The sequence below is a fragment of the Peribacillus sp. FSL E2-0218 genome (genome assembly GCF_037992945.1).
Taxonomy (GTDB): domain Bacteria; phylum Bacillota; class Bacilli; order Bacillales; family DSM-1321; genus Peribacillus; species Peribacillus simplex_B.
In genome coordinates this window covers 4054884-4076985 of sequence record NZ_CP150304.1, presented here as the reverse complement: position 1 = coordinate 4076985, position 22102 = coordinate 4054884, and the positions used below count along the sequence as shown (strand labels likewise).

Here is a 22102-nt window from a genome sequence, read left to right as displayed (position 1 = left end):
ACAAAATATTAATGATTTTGTTGGCGAAAGTCCTGCGTGCATGCATCAATTGTTAGAAAGGTGGCAACGATCATAACGGCTATATTAATGGAGGAGTTTAACCATGCTTCTGGATTCGGAACGAAATTAACTTGGCACTCCGAGCCGAAAGCATGGAGTATTAATGCGGAGGATTCGATTTTAGTCATTAAAACGGATAATCAAACCGATTTTTGGCAAAAAACTCATTATGGCTTTCAAGCGGATAATGGGCATTTTTTATACCATGAGGTAAACGGGGATTTTCGTTTAACGACGAAAGTGAAATCCAATCCAGTCAATAGATATGACCAAGCGGGCTTGATGGTGCGCTTCTCAACCGAGACATGGCTAAAGACGTCGGTTGAATATATCCCTGATGGCCAAAGTAAATTAGGTGTGGTTGCAACAAATCAAGGGTATTCTGATTGGTCAAGCCAGGAAATTTCAGAAGACGGGGCTCCGCTATTTTATCGCATCACGAGAAGGGACAACGACTTTTATGTGGATTATTCATTGGATGGCACTTCGTGGAGCCAAATAAGGATGACCCATCTCGTTGAAGAGGCAAGGAAGATGAAAGTCGGCCTTTATGCCTGCAGCCCGCAAGGCAAAGGGTATGAAGCAGCGTTCGATTTCATGAAGGTGGAAAAAATAGATAAGGAAACAAAGGTTTATTAATAGGGCAAGAGATGAAGACTTTTTGTCTTGATAAATTCGACTGGAAAGAGGAAGGGGTCTATTATGTTCAAGAAATTATTCGGAAAAAAAGATAGTGTGGAGCAATTGCTTGCACCGATAAACGGACAAGTCATAAAGATGGAGGATGTTCCAGATCCGGTGTTCTCCGGGAAGCTGATGGGAGATGGGATCGCGATCCTTCCTGAGGAGGGCCTTGTCGTGGCTCCGATAGATGCAGAAGTGGTCCAGGTTTTTCATACGAAGCATGCAATAGGACTTAAGACGAAAAATGGGATTGAATTGCTGATGCATATCGGGCTAGAAACGGTGAACCTTAAAGGTGAAGGATTCGAAGTCCATGTCGCAGAAGGGCAGCGTGTAAAAGCCGGGGACAAGCTCGTTACATTCGATATCGAATTCCTTAAATCGAATGCACCAAGCATTATCACTCCGATCGTCATCACGAATGGTGAGCTCGTTGAAAAAGTGGAAAAAACAGCTAACAGCGAAGCGATCATGAACGAAACGGAGATTATGAAAGTTTATTTAAAGTAAAAAATTAAGGGTTTACTAAAGTGTAAACCCGCAAAACATCCTTTGTAGCGATTATTGCAAAGGATGTTTTTATGATCATGAACTTTATTTATCCACCCAGCAAGATAGACCTTTCAGGAATACGCACGCTGCATTCGCTCAATGTCTATAGCATATTAAAGATTTAAGATGGGTAATGAACTGGTTCATATTTTGACTTGGACCGCTATCAGTGCTGCCAGCAGGATATTCTAAAAAAACAGCGAATAATAGGTGAGTGAACAAATAAATCAAGCGAGGGTGAATAGGATGAGAGTTCAAGCAGAAAAGATATTCGTTAACCTGCCTGTTAAAGATTTGGATGCTTCGATACAATTCTTCACTAAAGTGGGCTTTGCCTTTAACGAGCAAATGACCAATGAAAACGCAACGTGCATGGTTATCAGTGAATCGATTTACGTCATGCTATTGGTTGAGGATTATTTCAAGACGTTTACGAAGATGGAAATCCCGAATTCGGAAACGAGTGCGGAAGCGATTGTCGCCCTATCGGTAAATAGTAAGCAAGAAGTCGACGAAGTCGTCACTAGGGCATTGAATGCCGGCGCACAGCCCTATAATGAAGCCATCGACCATGGATTCATGTACGGTTGGAGCTTCAGGGATTTGGACGGACATCTTTGGGAAGTATTCTACATGGATGAAAGTGGGTTCAGGCAAGAATAAGCCAAAACGAACACCCCTTCACTTAACATGTACGCCTTATATAAGACATGAAAAAGGTGATGCTGTCTGTATTTTGCAGATGGCATCTTTTTTAAGCTCCATTACCCTCATAAACCAATACCCTAAAGAAAGCTGCCCAGTTCGTGCTGGCCTACGAAAGTATAAACCTCAAAAACTGTGGGTTAAATGGTCCTTTCTAAATGTTTAAGCTGAGTGTAATGAAACGATCGATGTATAAAATATGAAAACTATAGGCAATCGAACTTCTATCTCCATTCCCTTGTAGAGGGGATGAAATGGCATTACGCATGTTACCCTCAGTTTTGACTACGGGCTGTCCCGATCTTCTCCTATTGGTTTAATTGTTAATAATTAACTATATATGATACTATTACCTTTAGTTTGTTTTAACATGGGAGAAGGTATTAGATGAAGGCAATTTTCCGCACTAAGTTTTTTTATGTAATTATTTTGGCCGTGTTGTTGGCTGCTGGTTTTGGTTTCACCCATTACGAGCATGGCGAGAAGAAAGAGACATTGACCGATGCTGAATTTTATTCAACATTAGAGGCTGGAAAGGTGACATCCTTGAAATTGGAGCCGAAAAAAAGTGTATATGAAATAAGCGGCCGCCTGAAAGCTGATGGAAAGGATCAATCTTTTAACGTAATTGTCCCGAACAGTGAGTTCGCGCTGAATACGATCAATCGAGCTGCGGACGAACATAATATAGAACAAATTGTCATGATACCGCCAGATACTGATGTAAGCGGGTGGGTCACCGTTCTTACAACGACATTGCCGTTCATACTCCTTTTGATCATGGTTTTCGTCATTGTCCTCATGTTACGGGTGATAAAAAGATGGAACCGTCCACGATATTAAAAAAACTCGCTTTTCCTACTTGGAAAGGCGAGTTTTTTTATCAATATATCAAGTTTGGCAGGATCACATCATGTGAGTCCAGCCAAGACGAACAGTTGCAGAATAAAGCCAGAATGGTGATGGTCCAATTCTAGATCAAGCATGGAAATTCATAAATAATGGCGTTTTATTGTAAATACTATTCCGAGCCTATTTTGTAATCTTATGGTAGTCAACTGTAACCGGACTCCGGATGGCGTTAAACCAGTTGACTCCAATTTTAAAGAATGGGGGGATCACCATAAAAAAATGTGAGCATCAACAGCTGTCGACAATCAAACAGTTAAATGGACCTACGTTGATCATGTGCACAACATGTAATGAAATCATAAAGATCGTTAAGGGATAAAGCAAATCTGGAAGAAAGATAACTCCATTACTTTTTGCCCTCGTTTGATGGGTTCTGGTTATCCTGACATTCTTGATCACATATGAATACATGTCAAAAAAACTAAAAATTATAAATAATCCTGTTTTATTATAAATACTTTCTTCTTTTTAAGCTGTAATCTAATGTGGAATAACTTTAAGGGGGAAAAGAAATGGGGAAAGCAAAGAAGGGTTGGATGCTGTTAATTGCTTCAATGTTGGCAATCTTTTTGTTGGCAGGGTGCAATAGCGAATCATCCGGCTCAAGCGGTGGCACTTCGAAAGGCAAGGGGGATAAAATCGTTGTAGGTTTCTCGCAAATTGGTGCTGAAAGCGGCTGGCGAACAGCGGAAACCGACTCCATAAAAAAAACGTTGGGCAATGACCCCCAATTTGAATTGAAGTTCTCGGATGCTCAGCAAAAACAAGAAAATCAAATCAAAGCCCTTAGAAGCTTTATTGCTCAAAAAGTGGATTTGATTGCATTGGCTCCCGTTGTTGAGTCCGGCTGGGAAACGGTTCTGAAGGAAGCTAAAAATGCTGGTATCCCAGTCATCTTGTTAGATCGTGGAATTAAAGTTAAGGATGAATCACTTTATACAAGCTTTATCGGTTCCGATTTCATTACAGAAGGTGAAAACGCTGCCAAAGAGTTGATCAATTTGATGGGCAAGGATTCGAAGGTGAATATTGTAGAGCTCCAGGGAACGGTCGGAGCTAGTGCGGCAAATGATCGCATGGCTGGATTCGCCAAGGAAATCAAAGCGAATGCCAATTATAAAATCATTAAATCACAAACAGGTGATTTTACACGTACGAAAGGCAAGGAAGTAATGGAAGCATTTTTGAAATCGGATGGCGATAATATCGATGCGGTTTACGCTCATAATGATGATATGGCATTAGGGGCGATACAAGCGATCGAAGAATATGGATTGAAGCCAGGTAAGGATATCAAAGTGGTATCGGTGGATGGCATTAAAGATATTTTCGAAGCGGTCATCGCAGGTAAGTCAAATATTATAGTCGAATGTAATCCATTATTGGGACCTCAGCTTGCTCAAGCAGCGAAAGATTTAAAAGCTGGAAAAGAAATTGAAAGATGGATCAAAACGGATGAAGATGTGTTTGTTGGGAAAGATGCGGCAGAGGAAGCTTTATCATCACGACAATACTAATAGTAAGCGGAAAAATCGGAATTGTTTCTTAACAATTTCGATTTTTCTATGGTATCAACCGTTGGGAATTTATTTTTTGATTATTATGAATTTTATTGAAAATGAGCAACACATTGGTAATAATATAACCATGACCCAAGAAAAGGGAGAGGGAGAGTTCACTATTGCGCTCAAATTGCTAGCACATTTCAATAACAGCAGTATCCGATTTAAACTATTTTTCTATTTTTTTATCATCATCATCTTGTGTATCATGACCCTGAGTTTTTTTGGCGGGGAAATATATAAGAAATCCATTGAAAAGGAAGCGAACAGGCACACAGATCAGATGATTGACCAAGTATGGAACCACATTAAAGTACTAATTCAAGAGAATGATAATATTATGTATTACTTAGCGAACGAAGAATCCGTTGGACAATTTTTGGAACAAAAAAAACCAGCTGAAAAGATAGAGCAAAAGGCGAAGGAAAAAATCCAAATCTATAAAGACAGGCATCAGGAAATAGCAGGAATCATTCTAGTGAATCGGTACGATCAGCTGATCAGTAATGAGATGACGAGGATTTCCAGAGATCCGCTTACGAAGGAGTCTTGGTATAAAAAGGCGATACAAACACCAGGAAAGATCCAGTTGATTTCAAAGCCGATCGGCAGGAATCTTACAAACACCTCGGATTATCAAGTCAATAATGTGCTATCACTGGTCAAAGCCATTGAAAACCCGACAACCAAGGAAGTTGAGGGCGTCATTTTAATTGACCTTAAATTCGATTTCATAAAAAGCGTGATAGAATCGATCAAGCTTGGTAAAAGCGGCTTCATTTTCATCATGGATAAAGAAAGCAAAGTGGTTTATTCACCGGTTAACTCGACGGTTTACCGCATCCATCCAAGCTGGCTGGCGAACGATGAATCGCCGCCGATCGAAAAAGAGATTGAGCATGACAAGTTCCAAATCATTTACAATACGGTTCCCGATATCGGTTGGAAGATTGTCGGGGTGTTTTCGATTAATGAAACGACCAAGGTCGTATCCAAAGTTCAAGGACTCACTTTGATCATCGCCATCATCACTTTAATCATCAGTTTGATCGTGTCTTTATTCTTTGCGAATACGATAACGAAGCCATTAACAAAACTCAAGACATTAATGGGGAATGTGGAGGAAAGACGATTCGACCTCCGTTTTCACTCGAAGTATGACGATGAAATTGGTCAGTTGGGCAACAGCTATAATAAAATGATCCAGGAAGTGGAGGAGCTCATCGATCTTGTCTATAAGGAACAAAAAAGTAAAAGGGAAGCAGAGCTTAAAATATTGCAAGCGCAAATCAAGCCGCATTTCTTATACAATACATTAGACACCATCCAATGGATGGCAAGCGAGTATAAAGCCGATAAAATCATAGAAATGGTCAATGCACTGACAACCTTATTCAGAATTGGCTTGAATAAGGGAAATGAATTCATAACGGTTGAAGAAGAGGTCGAGCATATAGTCAGTTACCTTACCATACAGATGACCCGCTATGAATCCAAAATAGGATATCAATTGGATGTGGATGAAACGGTAAAAAATAACCAAGTGCTGAAGCTTATTTTACAGCCTTTGGTCGAGAATGCGATCTATCACGGAATAAGGAACAAAAGAGGAAAAGGAAAAATCTCGATCAGCATATGTAAAAGGAACGATCAGCTTTTATTTGCCGTTAGGGATACAGGAGTCGGAATCGAGGCGGAGCCCTTGAAAAAATTGAATCATGCTTTAAAGAATATGAGTGGTGACCATAAAGGTTATGGCTTATTTAATGTAAATGAAAGAATTCTGTTGTCATATGGATCGCAATATGGATTACAAGTATTCAGTGAATATGGAACGGGGACAACAGTGATAGCGATACTTCCTATAATCAATAAATAAAGCGCTTGCAAAATTTATGGGCTGTCGTGGAGGTTTTATGATGTGGGAGTTATTAATTGCCGAAGATGAAACAACGATAAGGAAAGGACTTAGGTTCGCAGCTGACTGGGAGGATTACTCCGTTCACGTAATAGGAGAAGCGGAAGATGGTGAAATGGCATTGGACATGGCCATCGAATTGAAGCCCGATATTTTATTCATTGATATTAATATGCCGTTTCTAAATGGATTGGAATTGATGGAGCAATTGCGAAAAAACCTTCCAGACGCCATTTTTATCGTCATATCGGGCTACGATGAGTTTGGCTATGCACAACAGGCGATCAAGATGGGTGCATTTGACTATATAATAAAACCTGTTAACAAGGATGAACTAATCAAAACGGTGAAAAGGGCTACGGAACATCTCGAAAAAAACAGCAGAAGTAAGCGGCTTGCGCAGCAACTGGAGGGAAATAAACCACTGCTTAAAGAAAAATTCCTGCAAAACTGGTGCTCAGGTTCATTTACCGAAGAAGAAGTCCATGAACAGTGCCAGCTACTGGAGCTGAAGCTTGAAGGCCATATAGGGATGTCGGTTTTCAAGGTAGTCAGAGGAATTGATGACGGTGGAGCGGAGCGGTATTGGAGTGATAGTTTAATAAACTTTTCATTGAAGAATATCATCAAGCATATTTTGAATGCGTATCCAAACGTTGAGCTTTTTGAAGACCATTCAGGCAATATTGTCGTACTTATCCCAGGCGTCAATATGGAACAGCTGCTCACACAGAACAGGGAAATAAAAGACTATGCCGAAAAATTCTTGGGCAAGGGGATTGTTTGTGCCGAGAACATGTTTCATGATCTCCTAGCTTTTCCAAAGCAATATACCGAGTTAATTACAGAGGTAAAAACCTCCAAAAGTTTATCGCCGATGGTTTTATTGGCTAAAAATTATATCGATCAACACTATGACGAGCATTCGATTTCATTGAAAGAAGTGGCTGCCATTGTACAGGTGAGCCCTACGTATTTAAGCAAGCAAATTAAAAATGAATTAGGGGTTTCGTTCATACACTATCTGACGAAGGTACGAATAAATAAAGCCCTACTGCTGATAAAGGACCCTTATCTAAAAATCTATGAAGTGGCGGATATGGTCGGGTATAGTACTCAGCATTACTTTTGCAGTGCCTTCAAGAAGATGATTGGCATTTCACCGATGGTTTATAAGAGTGGAGTAAAGAGTAATGACTAAAAAAAGGATATATCGAAATATAATGATTGGATTAAGCGTCTGTTGCTTACTCCCATTATTGCTTCATTACAAGAATACCGAGAAGGAGGCCAAGGAAGAGAAGGAAGTAGACTATGTCATTGGTGTTTCACAGCCAAACCTTCTTGAACCATGGCAAGTGCTGATGTATGAGGAGTTAACGGAAGAAGCTGCGAAACATCACAATATAAGAGTGATTTATACGGATGCGGCGCACAGCTCGGCGCAACAGATAGAGGAAATCGAAACATTGAAGTCCTATGGAATCGATCTGTTGATCGTATCCGTCGATAATACGGCTGCCTTGACGCCTGTCATATCGAAGGTGTATGAAGAAATCCCTGTCATTGTCCTGGGGAGGGGAGTCGAAGGGTACAATTATACCCTGTATATCGGCTCAGACCACCATTTCATAGGCGAGATGGCTGCAGAGGCTGCCATGCAATTGCTGGGCAATAAGGGCGGGGACATCATTGAACTGCAAGGTGTCGCGAGTGCCTTGCAAGTGGAGGAAAGAAGTGAGGGTTTCCGGGAGAAAATAAGTGAAAACTCGGCTTATAAGATAACCGATTCACTTGTTGCGAACTGGCAAAGAGATAAGGCCGAGGACAAGCTGAAGGGACTATTGCGCTATCGCCACGATCCGCCTGACCTGATTTATGCGTACAATGATGCAATGGCTTTAGGGGCCCGCAAAGCCCTCGAAGCTTTGCATCTGAAAGGAGTTTACATCATCGGCAGCGATGGGGTTAACAAGCCGGATGGTGGATTGCAATTAGTAAAGGGAAAAAAGGTCGATACGACATTCATTACCCCGACTGGTGGAAAAGAAGCCATTCAGTATGCGATTGAAATTTTGAATCAAGAAGCGGAAATCCCGAAAAAAATAATAGTCAGGAACCATCAAGTGACACCGAAGAACGTAAATGAATATCTACAACAACGGGATCTATCCACTAACCATCAGGAAGAGAAGGATGTAAAGGTCACATTGGGGTTTGCGCAAGTCGGTAAGGAAAGTGGTTTTAGGGCGGCCAATACGAGTTCGATCATTGCGGCAGCAAAAGACGAAGGGGTAAACCTGAAACTGAAGAATGCCAATAATGATCAAGAAAAGCAAGTGGAAATAATAAGGGGATTTATCAAGCAAGGGGTAGATGTCATCGCCTTTTCCCCGAAGGTCGAACATGGCTGGGATGAAGTGCTTCAAGAAGCAAAGAATGCCGGAATTCCCGTCATCCTCTCTGATCGAGAAATTGAGGTGAGGGATTCCTCCTTATGGACTTCCTTTATCGGTTCGGATTTTGTTGAGGAAGGACGCAGGGCTGCCCGTTGGTTAGTCAATGGGAGGAAGACACCGGGAAAAGAGGTGAACATCATTGAATTGGAGGGGACGAGCAATGCCGCTCCTTCCATCGGCAGAAAGGAAGGGTTCGAAGAAGTTCTGCATGACCATCATTCCTATCGGATCCTGGATTCATTAATAGGGGATTTTACGTATCAAAAGGGGAAGGAAATGATGGCCGCCGCCTTGGCCCGCTATGGCCGGGACATCGATGTCGTGTACGCACATAATGATGATATGGCGATTGGTGCGGTTGAAGCCATTGATGAGTATGGTTTGCGGCCCGGGAAAGATATTAAAATCATTTCCATTGATGCAACCAAAAAGGCATTGACTGCATTGAGTATAGGCAAGCTGAATTTCTCGGTGGAATGCAATCCATTATTGGGTCCCCAACTCATGAAATCGGTTAAAGACCTTAAAGCGGGGAAAGAAATTCCGATGAAAATCATTACTTCGGAAAAAACCTTTACGAAAGAGGAAGCGAAGCAGGAAATTTTGATGAGGCACTATTGATTGCCAATGGTTTTGGAGAATCTGTACTTCGACCGTTTCATTGCACTTTGCTTGAACTTGAAGAGGGAATTCCGATTGGCCACAGTTTTAAGGGTTTGTACATGATGGATTTTACATTTGCCCACCGATTTGATGGTTGTAGAATGACCGTTTCATTGCCCTGCAGGCACTCCCTTATCCAGAGGCGGTCCTTGAGCCTCCTCGGCAGGCATCTGCATGGTTTCCCATGGACCGCATTTCCTAAGCGGGAGTGTGACGCTTATCGTTTCATTGCTTGAAAACAGGGCGGAATCCCTTTTGTCTAGAGGCTGGAGCCGTGGTAGTTCATACCATGGCTCTTCTTTATGCGTATGTAATGTATTCGCTGAAATTTGTAAAAAAAGACCCTTTTTTTTAAATACATAAAATTATCGCCACTTTATACTTAATTTAACAATTTACATGTTCATTAAATAGTGATAAAGAAGGTGTTATAGATGGGTCCAATTTTACTGAAGGCTGAAGGGATCACGAAATCGTTTCCAGGTGTTAAAGCATTATCGAACGTCCATTTCAATTTGCAACGGGGAGAAATCCACTCTCTTATGGGGGAGAATGGAGCCGGTAAATCGACATTGATCAAGGTGCTGACAGGCGTACATGAGAAAAACGGAGGCACGTTCTATCTGGAAGGTGAGAAGATAGAACCAGGGTCTCCCGAAGAAGCACAGCATTTAGGCATCAGTACTGTCTATCAGGAGATAAACTTGTGTGAGAATCTCTCTGTTGCAGAAAATATCTTCATAGGAAGGGAGCCGATGAAGAAAGGGAGAATCGACTGGAAGGAAATGAACCGAGGAGCAAAGAAGGTACTCTCGGAACGTTTGAATATTCACATCGATGTAACAAAGATTTTATCTTCCTATTCCACGGCGATCCAACAAATGGTGGCAATCGCAAGGGCTGTCGATATTTCCAGCGGTGTGCTGATCTTGGATGAACCAACTTCAAGTCTGGATAAGAACGAAGTGAAGCAACTGTTTGAGGTGATGCGAAGCTTAAAGAATGAGGGGATGGGCATCATTTTTGTCAGCCACTTTTTAGATCAAATCTTTGAAATTACCGATCGAATCACGGTGTTGAGAAATGGTGAACTCATTGGTGAATATGAGACGAAGACGATCTCCAGGGCAGAGCTTGTATCAAAGATGATTGGCAGGGAATGGGGAGAGGATTCTATACGAGATAACGAGAAAAAGAGGCATATTGGTCAGGAAGTCTTTGTGGATGCGAGCAGCTTGGGCAGGCAGGGAACGATAAATCCGTTTAACTTAAGCCTGCGGCGAGGTGAAGTCCTAGGGTTGGCGGGATTGTTGGGTTCGGGCAGGACCGAGGTAGCCAAACTGATTTTTGGCATAGAAAAAGCGGATGAAGGAATCATGTCCGTCGATAATGAAACGATCAGGTCGATGAACCCTAAGCTTGCTGTGGATATAGGGCTAAGCTTCTGCCCGGAGGATCGCAAACTGGAGGGAATCGTCAACGATTTAACGATTCGCGAGAATATCATTTTAGGATTGCAAGCTAAGCGAGGTTTATTCAAGTACATTCCGATGAAGGAACAAAGGGATATCGCACAAAAATATATCGAGTTGCTAAGAATCAAAACACCTAGCATGGAACAAAGAATCGATAATTTGAGCGGCGGGAATCAGCAGAAGGTTATCCTTGCGAGATGGTTGGCGACAAATCCTAAATTATTGATCTTGGATGAACCGACACGGGGAATCGATATTGGCTCAAAACGGGAAATCCGCAAGTTGATATTGGATTTGGCAGCGGCTGGAATCACGATTTTGTTTATCTCCTCGGAATTGGAAGAAGTGGTAGCCTGTTGTGATAGAGTCATTGTGCTGCGTGACCGAAACATCATTGGTGAATTACAAGGTGATGAAATGAGCGAATCCAAAATCATGGATATGATTGCAAAGGGGGCTGAGAGTATTGAATCGATACCTGTTTAGGCTGGCCCAAACGAAAATATTTTGGCCGCTCGTAGCCTTATTGGTCCTCCTGCTCCTGAATTTCTTTTTGATTCCTGGGTTTTATTCGGTTGAAATGAAGAATGGGCATTTATTCGGTAGCCTGATTGACATTTTGAACCGTGTCATCCCGTTATTGATCATTTCCATCGGCATGACTTTAGTCATTGCAAAAGGAGGGATCGATATTTCGGTCGGTTCCGTTTTGGCCATTTCAGGAGCCTTGGCCGCCTATATCATGGAAACCTCCTCCGTTTGGGTTGCGCTGATTGCAGCCGTCGGCGTCGGGATCGTATGCGGCATGTGGAACGGGGTCCTTGTTTCCATATTTGAGATACAGCCGATGGTCGCCACGCTCATACTTCTGACGGTTGGCAGGGGAATCGCCCAATTGATAACGGGTGGACAGATTTTAACGATCGATGATGAAATTTACAAATATATCGGCTCTGGATTCTTTATGGGGCTGCCATTTTCGATATTCATCGGCGGTGCCATTTTACTGATCATGTTCTATATGAAGAAAAGAACGGCGATGGGTTTATTCCTAGAATCGATCGGCAATAACATCACGGCAAGTAAATTCGCTGGAATTCAACCAAGGAAAATCATTTTTCTCGTCTATACCATTAGCGGAGTGTGTGCAGCGATCGCTGGAATCATTGTCAGTGCAAATGTAAGCAGCGCTGATGCTAATAACGCAGGATTATGGATGGAGCTCGATGCCATCTTGGCCGTAGTGATCGGCGGTACCTCGATGCGCGGGGGTAGATATTTCCTTGGCGGAACGGTGGTGGGCGCTTTATTCATTCAAACACTTTCGACAACGATCTATTCGGTCGGGATAAATCCCCAAATCGTGATGGTCGTCAAAGCCTTTGTGGTGATCATGGTATGTCTAGTTCAGTCAGAGCAATTCAGAAGCATATTTTTGCAGTTTAATAAAAAGAAGGTGTCCGTCTAATGAAGCATGTGAAGTTCGGAATTAAAGAGAATCATATATTCATAATGGCGACAATGGCATTGATCGTCTTGTTATACGGATATGGCTCGATTGCCTTTGCGGGGTTTTTTAGTACACAGGTATTTCTGAATCTATTTATTGATAATGCATACTTAATCATTGTAGCTACCGGTTTGGCCTTCGTCATCATTACTGGCGGGATCGACCTATCCGTCGGGGCCTTGGTTGCCTTCATCAGCATGGTTTCTGCCTCGTTGCTGGAAGCAGGCGTCAATGGGTATCTGGTGATGGCCCTTTCGTTACTGATTGGAATCGCCTTCGGTGCCTTCCAAGGCTATTTCATTTATCGCTTCGATCTCCATCCCTGGATCGTCACACTAGCGGGGATGTTCCTGGCAAGAGGTGCAAGCTTCCTCATCAGCACGGATAGCATCGTCATCACCAATGATACGTACAGTGCCATTTCGCAAGCGAAGGTCTATTTGATCGGCGATCATTACATTTCAATAGGGGCGGTCGTTGCCATCATGGTTGTGGCTTTTGCGGTTTATATCGCCAAATGGACGAGGTTTGGCCGCAATGTATATGCCATTGGCGGCAATGTCAAATCAGCTGCGTTAATGGGCTTGCCTGTTAAACGAACCACTATCCTGGTCTATGTTTTTTCAGGGTTTTGCTCGGCTTTGGGCGGCGTGGTATTTACCTTATATATGTTATCGGGATATGGTCTCCATTTATTGGGGATGGAAATGGATGCGATTGCAGCCTGTGTCATTGGCGGAATCCTGTTAACCGGGGGGTTTGGCTATTTAATTGGTCCGACACTGGGTGTAATGAGCATGGGGATCATTCAGACGATCATTATGTTTCAAGGTACACTCAGCTCGTGGTGGACAAAAATTGCAGTCGGGTTTTTACTGTTTGTATTCATTCTCCTCCAACGGCTCATCGTCATGAAAAGAAGGAAAAGGAAAGTCATTCGTCTCAAGAAAGTACCTAGCCATGTAAAAGTCCAGTCTCCATCACAGTCAGTTTCAAGTGAATACAAGTAGGTGTGCGAATCAGCATCGTTCAGGAAGTCCCAATGCTCTATCAGTGGGGCTTCTTTGCATGTCTTTCCAATCGATAGAAATGGCCCGCCTTCGCTGGGTTATTAATCGATGCTGCCAATGGACCTAGCACATGTCATCCACATTGGTGACACCGACCTATCTGTTGGAAAGCGATATGGGACCCCCGATGTGTTCAGGCGGATGGAGAAAAAACAATTATCTGAAAAGTGTAAAATGTAACTGCTTTTTACAAATAATTTTTCTTGAAGGCTTGGTAAAGTAGTAAGGGAAAGGAGTAGATATCGATGCATTAGTTGAGTGGTGTTTCGGATTATGATTTTGGAAGCGGTAACATAATGTTTTGGCAATGAACGTACTTAGGGGAGGGAATCATTTCATTATGAAGAAGACATGGATGGGTTGTTTATTCGTTAGTTCTATCGTAATCGGCGGCCTTAGTGGGTCACCTGCTTCAGCAGCCGGGGATGCTGCTGATGGGAACCACGGGCTGAAAGGGGAGTATTATACTTCAACCAAAGCCGGAGTATTCGATTTCAACCGATTGAAAACGACAATAATGGATTACAATATCGACTTCTCGGACCTTAATCCAGCACTACAGCAATTCACGGGGCAAAGTGATGCCGCAGCCGTGAGATGGACTGGGAAAATGATCCCTGAGCATTCTGAGGACTACACGTTTTATATGAAAGGCGACAACGGGTTCAGATTATGGATCGACGGGAAACTCGCCATCGATTTTTGGGAAGATAAATGGGACATTGAACAAAAAAGCAAGGAGATTGCGTTGGAAGCAGGCAAGGAATACGACATAAAAGTTGAATATTTCGAACATGAGGGCGGAGCGAATTTAAAACTATTATGGTCGAGCGACAGTGTGGCAAAACAGATCATTCCTAGCAGTGCCTTTTATTTGCCTGAAGACTATGAAATGGACGGGACGGTTCAATCTGCACAAGTCCTTGAAGATGGCAAACAAGTGGAGCTGACATTTGCAAGCCCATTAGATAAATTGCCTCGAAATCTTAAAGATCATGTCGCTGTCAAATTGAACGGAAGAGATTGGGAAGTTGAGGATGTCGCTTTTAAACAGAATAGCAAGTCTACTGTCGTCATTCACACTAAACAGCCCATTTACGAACGGACAGGCAATCAAGTCCTGATCACGTATGATGGAAAAGGTGCCTTGCGCTCGGATGGGAAGGATGTTCCAACCTTTTTGAACAGGGTGGAAAATCATTCACAATTCAACATTGAAACGAAATGGGCAGATAAGGTCAATAAGGAGAACGTGCTGCCAGAATATCCAAGACCTCAATTGGCCAGGCAAGATTGGATGAATTTGAACGGCGAATGGGAATTCCAAGGTGCCTCTGATGGAGATTCGCTGCCGACAGGGAAAAAATTAAAAGAGAAAATCCTCGTGCCTTTTCCAGTCGAATCAGCTTTATCCGATATCGAGAGAATGGAAGAACATATGTGGTATAAACGTGATTTCACCTTACCGGATAAATGGAAGGGCGATCATATTAAATTGAATTTCGGAGCAGTCGATTGGAAATCCACCTTATATGTGAATGGGGAAAAGGTAGGGACCCATACAGGCGGGTATGATGCTTTCAGCTATGATATTACAAAGTATTTGGTGAAGGGAAAAAATGAACTGATCCTGGAAGTGCATGATCCAACTGGCGGCGGACAGGCGAGAGGTAAACAAACTCGTGTGCCAGAGGGGATTTGGTATACACCAGCATCAGGTATTTGGCAAACGGTATGGATCGAGCCCGTACCAAAGGCTAATATAGCTTCGTTGAAAACGACACCTGATATAGATTCCGAGCAACTGAAATTAAAAGTAAACGCAGACGGTGTGAAAAACGAAACCGTGGAGGCCATCGTCTATAAAAAAGGCAAAAAAGTGAGCACAATAACGGGCAAGGTAGGCAAGGATATTGCCGTGCCTGTTCCCAATGCACGCCTATGGACAACAAAGGATCCGTTTTTATATGACTTGGAAGTGCGCTTAAAAAAGAATGGCAAAACAGTTGATACGGTAAAAAGTTATTTCGGGATGCGGGAAATTACCATTGGCAAGGTAGATGGTAAGCTGCGTCCGTTAATCAATGGGGAATTCATATTCCAGATGGGGCCATTGGATCAAGGATATTGGCCAGATGGAAACTATACAGCCCCAACAGATGAGGCATTGAAATTCGACATTCAAAAGACAAAGGACCTTGGCTTCAATATGATCCGAAAACACATTAAAGTGGAGCCAGCCCGCTGGTATTACTGGGCAGACAAAATGGGCATGATCGTTTGGCAGGATATGCCGAGTCTAGAAGGCTCATCAGCTGGAGGCAGGGCTACTGCAGATGAAAGGAAGCAATATGAAAAAGAATTCAAGGAAATGGTCCAAGAGAAGTACAACCATCCTTCCATTGTGCAATGGACCGTCTTCAACGAAGGTTGGGGACAATATGACACGGTGCGTTTAACGAATTGGGTAAAAGGGCTTGATCCTACTCGTGTCGTAACCAATGCAAGCGGCTGGACCGATTATCCTGTCGGGGATGTCATCGATTGGCACACCTATCCGAACCCAAGGTCACCGAATGTCGAGGAAGATAGAATTGCGGTCATTGGTGAGTATGGCGGTTTAGGATTGGATGCACCAGGCCATGAATGGGGTACGAGTGGCTGGAGCTATGCGAAGCAATCCAATAAGGAAGAAATTACGGATACGTACATCGAGTATATCGAATCATTAAAAGGATATATTCATGGCAACGGGTTAAGCGGGGCCGTTTATACGCAAACAACGGATGTTGAAGGTGAGCTTAACGGGTTGCTCACATATGACCGAAAAGTGACGAAAATGGATGCAAAAAGAGTGGCTGCGGCAAATCAGTCGCTAATAAAATCCGCTTCACCAAAATACGTATTAAAGGAAGAAATAGATAAAACGAAAGCGGTATTGAAGAGCGCAAAAATGGGCAGCACGCCTGGAACCTATCCGAATACGGCAATCTTTTTCCTGAAGAAATCGATAAAAAATGCCGAGGCGGTCTATGACAATAAAAAATCTACATCTGAGGAATTCTTTAAGGCGGCAGATCAGTTGAAAAAGGATATCCAAAGCTTTAAGTACGAGGTGAACTCTCCGATTGCCAAAAAAGCGAAAGTGGACCAATTTGATGGTCAAGTGCTGGATAAAAAGTGGTCGGTGTTCAACGAAAGCCTGCCTAATTGGAGCTTGAAGGAAAACCCAAGTCACCTAACGATCACTGCCCAAGCTGGTGATTCATTTCAGGAAGGCAATACACTTAGTAACCTCTTCCTGCAGAAGGCTCCAGCAGGAGACTTTGAGATAACGACGAAAGTTCATGCAGCAAACAGGAATAACCATGAACAAGCAGGTCTTTATGTGTGGCAGGATCAGGATAATTACGTGAGGCTTGGTCATGTCTGGGATAATGGATTGAAACTGGAAACGGCAAAAGAAGAAGCGATGAAATACAGCAAAGCCCAAAACCCGGCATCACACCCTGGTGATGATACATTATTCCTGAAGATTAAAAGAGTTGGCGATGTCTACTCCACCTATTATTGGGTGAATGGGAAATGGGAGAAAGCGGCAGATCCGATTACTGCCAAGCTGAAGAATGTGAAAATCGGCATCTATGCAGCAAGTCCTGTCAGCGGGAAAAATGTGAAGGCGAATTTTGATTACTTCACTGTTCAGGATATTCAATAAGAGTTAGATAGACACCCCATGTGAAACCGCATGGGGTTGAAGTAAATTAGTCAGCATTTCGAATCACTGGTGAAGGGAGACTCTTCAGAAACCTGGCAAGGTACATGTGTTAGGAAGGAAATGTACCAGTGCAGAACAAGACCGAGATGCGAGGAAAAGCAGTAAACCAGGCAAAATAAGAGCTTCATAGCGAACCCTTTTCGTAAACAACTAGATCATCCGTAAAGGTGGAAGAAGTTGAGTGCAAGCCTCGTTCATTCTATTAGATAGGAAATGTCGAACCTTCGCACCCCTTACCGAACAAGTAGGGGCTGCTGAAAGGGATAGTCACGTCAAGCGTTCCTCCTCTTTCGTTTACACAGCCAAACATGGGCTTTTTTTATGCGGAAAATCATAAAAATTCTATGTTTATTGTAAATACTTACAGAAGGTAACCAATTATGATGGATGTAAATGATTGCACTGCCATTATTAGCGGGCGAAGGAAGGTTTTTTATGAAGAAAAACGTATGGCTATATATTGCTCTCTTACTCGTTGCATGCTTTGCCGGCTTCCAGGCTGTAAATAATTTGACAGCCACCAAGGCCGAGGTAGGCGAGTCTCAAGGTCTAGATGCCAAGGGCTTGGAAAAAATCGTGGATCGGGCCAATTCCGGACAAAAAAGAAAATCAACAAATGTCAAAGCACCCTCATTTACACTGAAAGCATGGGATGGCTCCGAGTATGTGTCAATCGGAGGAAAAGGAAAAAAACCGGTCGTCTTGAATTTTTGGGCGAGCTGGTGTGATGCCTGCTCGGTCGAAGCTGTGGAGCTTAAGAAGCTTCACGAGCAGTATAAGGACCAGATCGATTTCTATGGAATTAATGTGACAACGGAGGAGCAGCCCGAAAATATTAAAGCTTTCGTTACGGAAAATGAAATGAAATACCCTATTTTGCTAGATGAGCATAAACACGCGGCCGATCTTTACGAGCTGCATTCGCTCCCCACCATGTTCTTGATTGATAAAGACGGTTATGTTGTTGATACCTTCCACCTTGTCGATCAGCTTGAGCTGGCAGAGAAGATCGAACGTCTTGCAGGGAAGTGAATGGCCTAATTCTAACAAAGGAGGTGAGCGATATGAGGAAAATCTACATAAGCGGAGGGGGCTAAGCTATGCCGATAAAAGTGAAAGAGTTGAATATTATTACATTCATAGTGAGGTGGATTCGTTGAAAGGAAAATTAACGATCGTTCAGCTTCTGATTCTGACTTTATTCATATCGTGTGCGTTCCCCTTTTCGACGCAAGCGGCCATACCGAAAAAACATGAAATACCCGATTATTTCGCGGATCATTTCGATAAAACGATCATTAATGATAAATGGAATGTAATCGAGGGTCCATGGTTTATCGATTCAGGCAAGCTGACTGTCAGTAAGGGTGCGGGATATAAGGCCATCGCCAATCAGACATCCGTTCAAGATGTTACGGTTGAGACCGATATCAGCCTCGCGGATCACAATGGAGATGCCGGGGTATTATTCCGGGTTAACGGTGCCGTGCCCGGCGTTGATCATGTCAAGGGCTACTATGCGGGCGTATCGGCAAACGGATCCGGTTCCGTGTTTCTCGGTCGTATGGACAATAATTTTACCGAATTGAAACGGACGGCGGTTACAATTGAACCAAAAACCTCCTATCAGGTAAAAGTGATAGCCGTTGGCAGCAAAATCCAAGTCTACTTGAATGGTGACCTGGTGCTTGAACAAACCGACAGCACATACAAAGATGGCCGTATCGGCATTAGGAGTTACAACTCCGAGCCTTTCTTCGATAACGTCAAGGCAAGTGTCCCGGACGGCAGCAGCCTATTCCAGGATCAGTTCGACAATGCTCCCAATCAGGCCATCCATTCTTGGAATATCGTGAATGGAAGCTGGCAGCTATCCTCAGGATCCTTAAGGGTAAATAAGGATGAAAACAATAAGATCGTCGCTAAGGATAAGGTGTTCGATGATATGACTTTGGAGGTTAACCTGAAAATACCTGATGATAAAGAAAAGGGAGATGCCGGTCTGTTATTCGGGTTGAAGAAAGTGTACCCTGGAGATGCCAAAGCAAACGGCTTTTATGCAGCAATTGGAGAGGATGGCAACGTTACGCTTAATGAATGGAAACATAACAAGCGATTGGTACTGCAGTCAACGAAGGTGTTTGATCGCATCGAAGCGAATAAGCCTTATCATCTGAAAGTTGTAACAAGCAAAAATACGATTAAGGTTTACGTGAACGATACAGTCACTCCGGTGATCGAATATAGCGATAAAGGCAGGGCGCTTAACGTTAAAGGCGGAGTCGGATTGCAAGCTGACCAAGCCGAAGCGTCTTTTGATAACTTCATTGCCAGCGCATATGTCGTACAGGAAAGAACCTACAAACAACCGGTCTCCAACAAAAAACCGCTCATTGAGACGCCATTTACCCCGCTGCCCCTAGGTTCGGTGCAGGCCAAAGGCTGGCTGCTCGAGCAGCTTGAGCTTCAGCGTGACGGAGCTACGGGCCATGCAGAGGATTTGTACGGTGAATTGGGAACGAATGCAGCCTGGCTTGGCGGCAGTGCCCCGGAATCCGATTGGGAACGGCCTGTTTATTATTTGAAAGGCTTGGTTCCTCTTGCTTATACCTTGAATGACAAGGAACTGATTGCCACCTCGCAAAAGTGGATCAACGCCATTTTGGCGAGTCAGCGGAAGGACGGATCGTTCGGTCCGGAATCCAATGATGATTGGTGGCCGCGCATGGTAGCTCTATATGCGATGAAGGATTATTACGAAGCGTCAGGAGATAAGCGCATCCTTCCATTCATGACGAACTACTTCAAGTATCAAGCCGCCAATTTGCCGGCACAGCCCCTAAAGGATTGGGGCAAAATCCGGGTTGGAGATAATATCGATACCGTCCTTTGGCTTTATAATCGAACGAATGAGGCATTCCTGCTGAAGCTGACGGATACGCTTGCAGGGCAGGCCTACCCGATTGCAGACATATTCAGCAAAAATGAATTTCAAGACTTTGGCAGCGACTTTCAACCGATCCATTCGGTCAATGTGAATGAAGCCATTAAAATGCCTTCCATTTACTATCAACGATCACATTCCAAAAGCGATCGGAAGGCTTTCAATGCCGGAGTCAAAAATTTAGATAATCATAATCAGATTACCGGCATGACCTCAGGTACGGAAATGCTAGCTGGAACTTCTTCCACGCAGGGAGTGGAGCTTTGTGCAATTACAGAGCGGATGCAAAGTAACGAGGAAGCGGCGATGATCCTTGGCGATCCGCAAATTGGTGATGACCTGGAAAAAATAACGTTCAATTCCCTTCCAGGCGCGATGGATAAGGAAATCAAGAACCATCAATATTATTCACTGCCCAATCAAGTGGAGAGCAACCATGCAGATCATGGATTTAAGCAAAACTATTCCAATGGCATGATGCCTTCGCCGACTTCGGGTTATCCTTGCTGCCGCTTCAATATGCACATGGGATGGCCATACTTCGTGAAGAATATGTGGGCAGCATCTGCAGATGGGGGCATTGGAGTCATTGCGTATGGCCCGAGCCAGGTATCTGTAAAACTGAAAAAAGCGGACATTACCATCAAGGAGAGTACCAATTATCCTTTTGAAGATAAAATCAAATTTAACATCAACACCTCAAGAACGGTGAAGTTCCCGCTCAAGCTGCGCATTCCCGCGTGGTCGGTGCAGCCTAGCATAACGGTGAACGGAGAGCCTGTTAAAGGTATAAAAGCGGGTGAGTATGTAAGTATCGATAGAAAGTGGCAGAGCGGTGATAAAGTGGTTCTGCAAGTACCGATGAAATTAAAAACAACAACATGGATCAATAATTCGATCGGAATTGAACGCGGTCCGCTCGTGTATTCCCTGAAAATGAAGGAGAATTGGCAGGTTAAAGACAAGCCGATTGCCCCAGCGCCAGGTTTCGATGCATCTGCTTTAGGCTTTAATGAGTATACGGTGAAAGCTGATAACTCATGGAATTACGGCTTGCTCATTGATCGCGAGGATCCGGAGAAATCCATTGATGTGGTTACAGGGCCGATGCCAAAGAATCCATTCAAACAAGCGACGACCCCGGTTAAGTTGGTGGCGAAAGGGAAAAAAATTCCGACATGGGGCAAATCCCCCAATAATGTGGAAGCCGCGGAGCCGCCTGTAGGACCGATTTTCTCTAAGGAACCGACTGAAAACATTACGCTTGTGCCTTATGGAGCACAGAACCTGCGCATCACCTATTTCCCTGAAGTGACCGAGAAATTGACGGATACGGGTGCAGCAAAATATGAAGCGGAGAAAGCCGAACTTTTTCATGCATCGGTAAGGACGAACGAACCCAATGCCTCGGACGGGAGCTATGTAGGGGGGATGGATTTTGCCGACAGCCAGGTGAATTTCAATTCTGTCAATGTTCCTAAAACAGGTAAATATAACGTCGATATTTGGTTTGCCAATGGACTTGATCCCTCCACGGGAAAAATCATCGTCAACGGTGAAACACACGTATTGAAATACCAAAATACACGTAATTGGGGACGCTTCATGGCAACCAAATTGGAAGTGCCATTGAAAAAAGGCACAAACACGATCACATTCATGAAGGATAAAGGGTTTTATGAATTGGATTATATCGTGGTTAGGCCGCAGCAATGAAGTGGTCGTTCATTCCAGCATTGCACACCAATTAAAACGATTAATGAAAGGACCCAGTGATTCCAACACTGGGTCCTTTGCATAAGCGCCGCCC

Annotated in this window: 14 protein-coding genes; all 14 read left to right on the top strand. The window is 43.4% G+C overall.

Going from position 1 to position 22102, the window contains the following annotated elements; all coding sequences use genetic code 11:
- The first annotated feature begins 87 nt into the window (after positions 1–87).
- The 14 genes from MHI53_RS19545 to MHI53_RS19480 all read left to right on the top strand — a co-directional run bounded on the left by MHI53_RS19545 (position 88) and on the right by MHI53_RS19480 (position 22008).
- Positions 88–699 carry a DUF1349 domain-containing protein gene (locus MHI53_RS19545; RefSeq protein WP_340373710.1) on the top strand — a complete coding sequence of 204 codons (612 nt, stop codon included), beginning with the start codon at positions 88–90 and terminating at the stop codon, positions 697–699.
- A 63-nt stretch (positions 700–762) separates the two neighbouring features.
- Positions 763–1254, top strand: a complete 492-nt coding sequence (locus MHI53_RS19540; RefSeq protein WP_340372021.1) for a PTS glucose transporter subunit IIA — start codon at positions 763–765, stop codon at positions 1252–1254.
- Positions 1255–1542: 288 nt separating this feature from the next.
- Positions 1543–1959 (top strand): VOC family protein, encoded by a 417-nt coding sequence (locus MHI53_RS19535; protein WP_340372020.1) that lies wholly within the window; start codon positions 1543–1545, stop codon positions 1957–1959.
- Positions 1960–2388: 429 nt separating this feature from the next.
- Positions 2389–2844 (top strand): ATP-dependent metallopeptidase FtsH/Yme1/Tma family protein, encoded by a 456-nt coding sequence (locus tag MHI53_RS19530; protein WP_340372019.1) that lies wholly within the window; start codon positions 2389–2391, stop codon positions 2842–2844.
- Positions 2845–3425: 581 nt separating this feature from the next.
- A complete protein-coding gene (locus MHI53_RS19525) occupies positions 3426–4430 on the top strand; it encodes an ABC transporter substrate-binding protein (RefSeq protein ID WP_340372018.1) in 1005 nt (334 codons plus the stop codon).
- Positions 4431–4515: 85 nt separating this feature from the next.
- A complete protein-coding gene (locus MHI53_RS19520) occupies positions 4516–6354 on the top strand; it encodes a sensor histidine kinase (protein ID WP_340373709.1) in 1839 nt (612 codons plus the stop codon).
- 40 nt (positions 6355–6394) lie between these two features.
- Complete coding sequence (locus tag MHI53_RS19515) at positions 6395–7594, top strand: response regulator (RefSeq protein ID WP_340372017.1); 1200 nt, start codon at positions 6395–6397, stop codon at positions 7592–7594.
- A complete protein-coding gene (locus MHI53_RS19510) occupies positions 7587–9473 on the top strand; it encodes a substrate-binding domain-containing protein (RefSeq protein WP_340372016.1) in 1887 nt (628 codons plus the stop codon). The genes MHI53_RS19515 and MHI53_RS19510 overlap by 8 nt, the downstream gene beginning before the upstream one ends.
- Before the next feature lie 476 nt (positions 9474–9949).
- Entirely contained in the window at positions 9950–11476 is a 1527-nt protein-coding gene (locus MHI53_RS19505) for a sugar ABC transporter ATP-binding protein (protein WP_340372015.1), read from the top strand.
- Positions 11457–12458, top strand: coding sequence for an ABC transporter permease (locus MHI53_RS19500; RefSeq protein ID WP_260320100.1), 1002 nt, complete (start codon positions 11457–11459; stop codon positions 12456–12458). Before MHI53_RS19505 ends, MHI53_RS19500 begins: the two co-directional genes overlap by 20 nt.
- Positions 12458–13510, top strand: a complete 1053-nt coding sequence (yjfF, locus tag MHI53_RS19495) for a galactofuranose ABC transporter, permease protein YjfF (protein ID WP_340372014.1) — start codon at positions 12458–12460, stop codon at positions 13508–13510. Before MHI53_RS19500 ends, yjfF begins: the two co-directional genes overlap by 1 nt.
- A 400-nt stretch (positions 13511–13910) precedes the next feature.
- Positions 13911–17288: a PA14 domain-containing protein gene (locus MHI53_RS19490; RefSeq protein ID WP_340372013.1), complete on the top strand. Its 3378-nt coding sequence runs from the start codon at positions 13911–13913 to the stop codon at positions 17286–17288.
- A 495-nt stretch (positions 17289–17783) separates the two neighbouring features.
- Entirely contained in the window at positions 17784–18380 is a 597-nt protein-coding gene (locus tag MHI53_RS19485; protein WP_340372012.1) for a TlpA disulfide reductase family protein, read from the top strand.
- A gap of 124 nt (positions 18381–18504) precedes the next feature.
- On the top strand, positions 18505–22008 hold the full coding sequence (locus MHI53_RS19480; RefSeq protein WP_340372011.1) for a family 16 glycoside hydrolase: 3504 nt from the start codon (positions 18505–18507) through the stop codon (positions 22006–22008).
- Positions 22009–22102: the final 94 nt, after the last annotated feature.